Below are 4,913 nucleotides of genomic sequence, written 5' to 3' on the forward strand. Positions count from 1 at the left end.
CGACAGCCTCGCGGCCGGGCTGGTGGACGCCCTGGCGGAGCGCGGCGCGCTGCACCGCGACGGGTCGTACTACACCCTCCCCGAGCACGCCGCCGTCCGTGACGAGGCCCGCGCGGAGCGCCGCCAGACGCTGCTGCGGGAGCTGACCGCCGAACCGTTCTCGCCGCCGCCGCTGGACGAGGCGGCGCGCCGCGCCGGGGTCGACCACGAGGAGATCAACGCACTGGTGACGCGAGGGGAGGTGGTCGTCACGGGCGGGGTGGCGTTCGCCCGTTCGGCCATCGACCTGGCCGTGCAGCGCCTGGCCGAACTCGACGAGCGCTTCACGACCGCCGAGGCCCGCGAGGCGCTGGGCACGACCCGCAAGTACGCGGTCCCGCTCCTCGAGCACCTCGACGCGGTCGGGACCACCGAGTTCGACGGGCAGACCCGGCGTCTGCGCGCGTCACGCTAACCGTGGCGGGCGTCGCCGGACGCACGCAACGCCGACGACGGGGCGCGGACCTCGAACACGGCATCGACCTCGACGGGGCTGTCGAGTGGCAGAACCGCGACGCCGACCGCCGAGCGGGCGTGCAAGCCATCTTCGCCGAGCACGTCGGCGACGAACTGGCTCGCCCCGTTGGCGACCAGATGCTGGTCGGTGAACCCGGGGGCGCTGGCGACGTAGACGGTGAGCTTGATGATGCGGACACGCTCGAGGTCACCGTCGGCGGCAGCCCGAGCGATCGCCAGGACGTTGATCGCAGCGGCGCGCGCGAGGTCGGCACCGGCGTCGACGTCCAGGTCGGACCCGAGCTTCCCGGTCATGGACAGCTCCCCATCGCTGAGGGGTAGCTGCCCGGCGGTGAAGAACAGCCCGCCGCCGGAGCGCCACAGCTGGTAGGCGGCTGCCGGCGCGGGCGGTTGGGGCAACGTCACGCCCCGCTCGCGTAACTGTTCGTCGGCGGTCACCGGGTCAGCTCACCTTCTCGGTGTCCATCTCCGCGAGCATCGCTTGGCGCTCGGCCTCGCCCAGCCCGCCCCACACGCCGTACCGCTCGCCGCTGCGCAAGGCGTGGTCCCGGCAGGCGATGAGGACCGGACAGGTGGCGCAGATGCGTTTGGCGGCGGCCTCCCGCCGTTCACGGTCGCGTTTCGACTCGGACGTCACCGGCCCGAAGAACAGCGTCTCGTCCCGGCCCCGGCAGGCGGCACGGCGCCCCCAGTCGGCATCACACAGGTACAACGGTCCACCTCGTGGTCGCTGCACTCGCACGGCCGTCGTGACGCGGCCGCCCGAGGTTGCGACGTCACGCTACGGCGCGGCGCTGCGGAAGGGAATAGGCGTCGCGCTTCCCAACGGCAAGCGGTGCACCAACCAGCGCAAGCACCCGGGCGGCCGGTCAGTTCCCGACGCCGACGGTCCGCTCGACGTCGTCGACGAGCAGGACCGCCCCGTCGACACCGTGGATCCGCACCCGTGTTCCGGCCTTGATGCGGCCGCGGTCCTCGCCCAACCACCGGGCGCGCCACAACGCCCCGTCCACGAAGACGTGCCCCTCCGGGTTCATGGTGGAGCGCACCACCGCCACCCGGCCGACCAGATCGTCGGCGACGGCCGCCGCCTCGGGACCCGCCTGTGCGCGCAATACCACGGTCATGATGACCCCGAAGAAGATCACCGACCCCGCCACGACCGCGACGATCAGCCACGGGGACAGGCGCAGCAGCGGGGCGTCGGAGGCGTAGAAGAACCACGACCCGGCCCCGAGCGCCGCCGCCCCCGCCCCGGTCGGCACACCCAACCCGGCGATGGCCAGGTCGACCGCGAGCAGCAGCATCCCGGCGACGACCAGGGCGAGGGCCCACCACGCCACGGGCAGGACGATGACGCCGTAGACGGCGAGCGGGGCGAGGAGCAGCGCGGCCACCCCCGCGACACCGAACCCCGGCTGGAAGACCTCGAACAGCAACAGCAGCAGCGTCGCGACCACGACCAGGTACACGAACGACGGCGACAGCGCAGCGTGCAGCGTGCGGCGCAGCAACCCCAGCTTGTGCAGCCGGACGGTCACCTCGTCGCTGCGCAACCTCAAGCTGCGGACCCCGGCCGCGGTCACGACCTCGCGGCCGTCGAGCTCGACGAGCAACGACTCGATCCCGTCGACCACCAGATCCACGGCTCCCCGCTGTCTGGCCTGCGCCGCGGCGAGGCGCTGCGTCGCGGTCCCGGCGAGGACCGCATCGCCCCCCGGCGGCAGACGGGAACCGAGGTCGCCGACCGGCACTTGGCCGCACGACACGGTGACCGTCAACGGGCAGGCCGGCCCGACCGTGGCCACGCTGGAGGCGGCACGGATGTGCGCCGCCGCCAGAAGCAGCGCCCCGGCACCCGCCGCTTCGCTGTCCGCCGGGCCGACCCAGACCGCCACCGGGACGTCGGAGGACACCAGCGGGGCGACGACGTCGTCGACCTCGATCGCGACGCCGGCGGGAGCGTCGATCGAGACGACGACCAGCTCCGCGTCACGGCGGTTGGCGTCCGACACCAGATCGGCGACAGCGGCGACCACGGGGGGGTCGACCGGACCGGAGAACTCCAGGATGTCGACCACCCGCGCCGGCGGCTGAGCGCTGGCGGATCCCGCTGCCACCCCGACCAGGGCGACCAGCACGACCAGGAGGAGGACCGAGGAGGCACGCGACCGCATCGTCGAGAGGGTACGGGCCGCCGTCACCCGCCACGAACCACCCCCGGCCCGCGGCGGCGTGCGACCGTTCGGGCACGCGGCGCGGCCGCACCGGGAGGCGTGGCCTACGCTGCGTCGCCGTGCCCACCACCACCACCCCTCCCGTTCCCCGTCCGGGGTTGCTCGACGGGTTCGACGAGCTGTTGTCGTCGCGCGTGGCGATCGTCACCGGCAAGGGCGGGGTCGGCAAGACCACGGTGGCGGCCACCCTCGCCCTCGCGGCCTCCGGCGCGGGTCGACGCACCCTGCTGGTCGAGGTCGAAGTCCGGCAGGCGCTCAGTCAGGTGTTCCGCACAGGCCGCTGGGACTACCGGGAACGCGAGTTCCGTCCCCGGCTCTTCGGGATCTCCGTCGACCCCGAGGAGTCGATGTACGAGTACCTCGAGACGTACTACGGCCTGAAGCGGGTGCAGTGGATGATGTCGCGGACCAACGCCCTCGACTTCGTCACCGCTGCGGCACCGGGCCTGCGTGACCTGCTCCTGGTCGGGAAGCTGTACGAGCTGGAGAAGCGGCGTGGTGACGACGGGCGCCCCGTCTACGACCTGATCGTGTTGGACGCGCCCCCTGCGGGGCGGATCGTGCCGTTCCTGCAGGCTCCGGACGCGGTCACCGACATCGTCCGGGTCGGGCCGATCAGCCGGCAGACGGAGAACATCACCCGGATGCTCGACGACCCGCGTCGCACCCGCGCGTTCGTGGTCACCCTCCTCGAGGAGATGCCGGTGACCGAGACCGTCGAGACGGTCCGGGCACTCAGCGACGCCGGGATCGACATCGGTCCGGTCATCGCCAACCAGGTCATCGCACCGCGGTTGGAGCCCGATGAGCTCGAGGCACTGCAGCAGCTCGGCCCGGCCGGCTTGGCCCGCCGCGCCGCCGAGGGCGGCGCCGACCTCGGCGTCGACGTCGCGGCGCAGACCATCGAGCTCGCCAGCGCCCACCGTGAGCGGCTGGCGCTGCAGCAGCGGATGCGTGAGCAGCTGCACCGCGAGGTCGACGAACCGGTGATCGAGCTCCCGCAGCTGACCGGGGCCAGGTTCGAGGAAGGCGACCTGGAGGTCCTCGCCGACGACGTCGCCGTCTCGGTCGGCGAACCCGGTCCCAAGGCCGGACAGCCCGAAGCCCGTCCCCGCGGGGTCGTTGCGTGAACGAGCGCACCCTGGACGACGCCCGCCAACACGACCTCGCCGACGAGGTCACCGGCGCCCACATCCTGGTGTGCACCGGAGCAGGAGGGGTCGGCAAGACCACAACGGCCGCGGCGCTGGGACTGGCCGGGGCACGTGCCGGTCGACGCACGCTCGTGTTGACCATCGACCCGGCACGGCGGCTCGCGCAGTCGATGGGGATCCAAGAGCTGGGCAACACCCCCCAGCGCGTCCCGCTGGACGGCGCGGCGGGCGGCGGTCAGCTGTGGGCGATGATGCTCGACATGCAGCGGACCTTCGACGATGTCCTCGACCGGCACGCGCCGACGCCCGAACGCGCCGACGCGATCCGGCGCAACCGCATCTACCAGACGCTGTCATCGACCCTGGCGGGGACCCAGGAGTACATGGCGATGGAGAAGCTGCACGCCCTCGAGGAGGAGGGCGACTGGGACCTGCTCGTCGTCGACACGCCCCCCACCCGCAACGCCCTGGACTTCCTCGACGCCCCACGGCGTATGACCGACTTCCTGGAGGGGCGACTGCTGAAGTTGTTCCTCCGCCCCGGGATGGCGGCGGGGCGGGGCATGGGCCGGCTGGTCGGGTTCGGGACGCAGAAGTTCATGCAGATCGCCGGGCGTGTCACGGGGATGGAACTGCTCGAGGACCTCGCCGACTTCTTCCGGAACTTCCAGGGGATGTACGAGGGGTTCAAGCAACGCGCACAGGAGGTCCGGGCGCTGCTGGAGGAGCCCGGGTCCCGGTTCGTGGTGGTCGCCACGCCGCAGCCCCCGCCACTGCGGGAAGCCCACTTCTTCCTCGATCGGCTGCAGCAGGAGGGGCTACACACCGCCGCGGTCGTGATCAACCGCATCCACCCGCACTGCGGCGGGTGGCCGCACCAAGACGACGCCTGTCCTGACGCCATCGTCCTGGAGGCCGTCGCGCAGGCCCAGCCCAACGACACCGAGGGCCGGGCGGTGGCCGGCGCGCTCCGGCTGCTGGCCGACACCAACAACCTGGCGACCCG

The 4,913-nt window shown here is 72.5% G+C and carries 6 protein-coding genes; 3 read left to right on the forward strand and 3 right to left on the reverse strand.

Annotated features, from left to right (window positions below):
• Positions 1-454 (forward strand): SelB C-terminal domain-containing protein (locus M3N57_01475; GenBank protein ID MDP9021375.1); only part of this gene is annotated, 454 nt, incomplete at its 5' end.
• Here the strand turns inward: M3N57_01475 and M3N57_01480 are convergent.
• The 3 genes from M3N57_01480 to M3N57_01490 form a co-directional block, all read right to left on the reverse strand.
• The gene (locus M3N57_01480) at positions 451-954 is read right to left on the reverse strand and encodes a RidA family protein (GenBank protein ID MDP9021376.1); all 504 of its coding nucleotides are present in this window, start codon (positions 952-954) and stop codon (positions 451-453) included. The genes M3N57_01475 and M3N57_01480 overlap by 4 nt on opposite strands.
• 4 nt (positions 955-958) lie before the next feature.
• The gene (locus tag M3N57_01485; GenBank protein MDP9021377.1) at positions 959-1,153 is read right to left on the reverse strand and encodes a WhiB family transcriptional regulator; all 195 of its coding nucleotides are present in this window, start codon (positions 1,151-1,153) and stop codon (positions 959-961) included.
• Between the two features lie 232 nt (positions 1,154-1,385).
• The gene (locus M3N57_01490) at positions 1,386-2,693 is read right to left on the reverse strand and encodes a hypothetical protein (protein MDP9021378.1); all 1,308 of its coding nucleotides are present in this window, start codon (positions 2,691-2,693) and stop codon (positions 1,386-1,388) included.
• A gap of 119 nt (positions 2,694-2,812) precedes the next feature.
• On the opposite strand from M3N57_01490, the gene M3N57_01495 reads away from it, so the two are divergent.
• On the forward strand, positions 2,813-3,883 hold the full coding sequence (locus tag M3N57_01495; GenBank protein MDP9021379.1) for an AAA family ATPase: 1,071 nt from the start codon (positions 2,813-2,815) through the stop codon (positions 3,881-3,883).
• The coding region (locus M3N57_01500; GenBank protein ID MDP9021380.1) for an AAA family ATPase at positions 3,880-4,913 on the forward strand (1,034 nt) is incomplete at its 3' end. The genes M3N57_01495 and M3N57_01500, both read left to right, overlap by 4 nt.

The organism is Actinomycetota bacterium (genome assembly GCA_030776725.1).
Classification (GTDB): Bacteria; Actinomycetota; Nitriliruptoria; order Nitriliruptorales; family JAHWKO01; genus JAHWKW01.

Coding starts and splice junctions, on each gene's coding strand:
- M3N57_01490 (MDP9021378.1), bottom strand. CDS start 2,693: ATGCGGTCGCGTGCCTCCTCGGTCCTCCTCCTGGTCGTGCTGGTCGCC.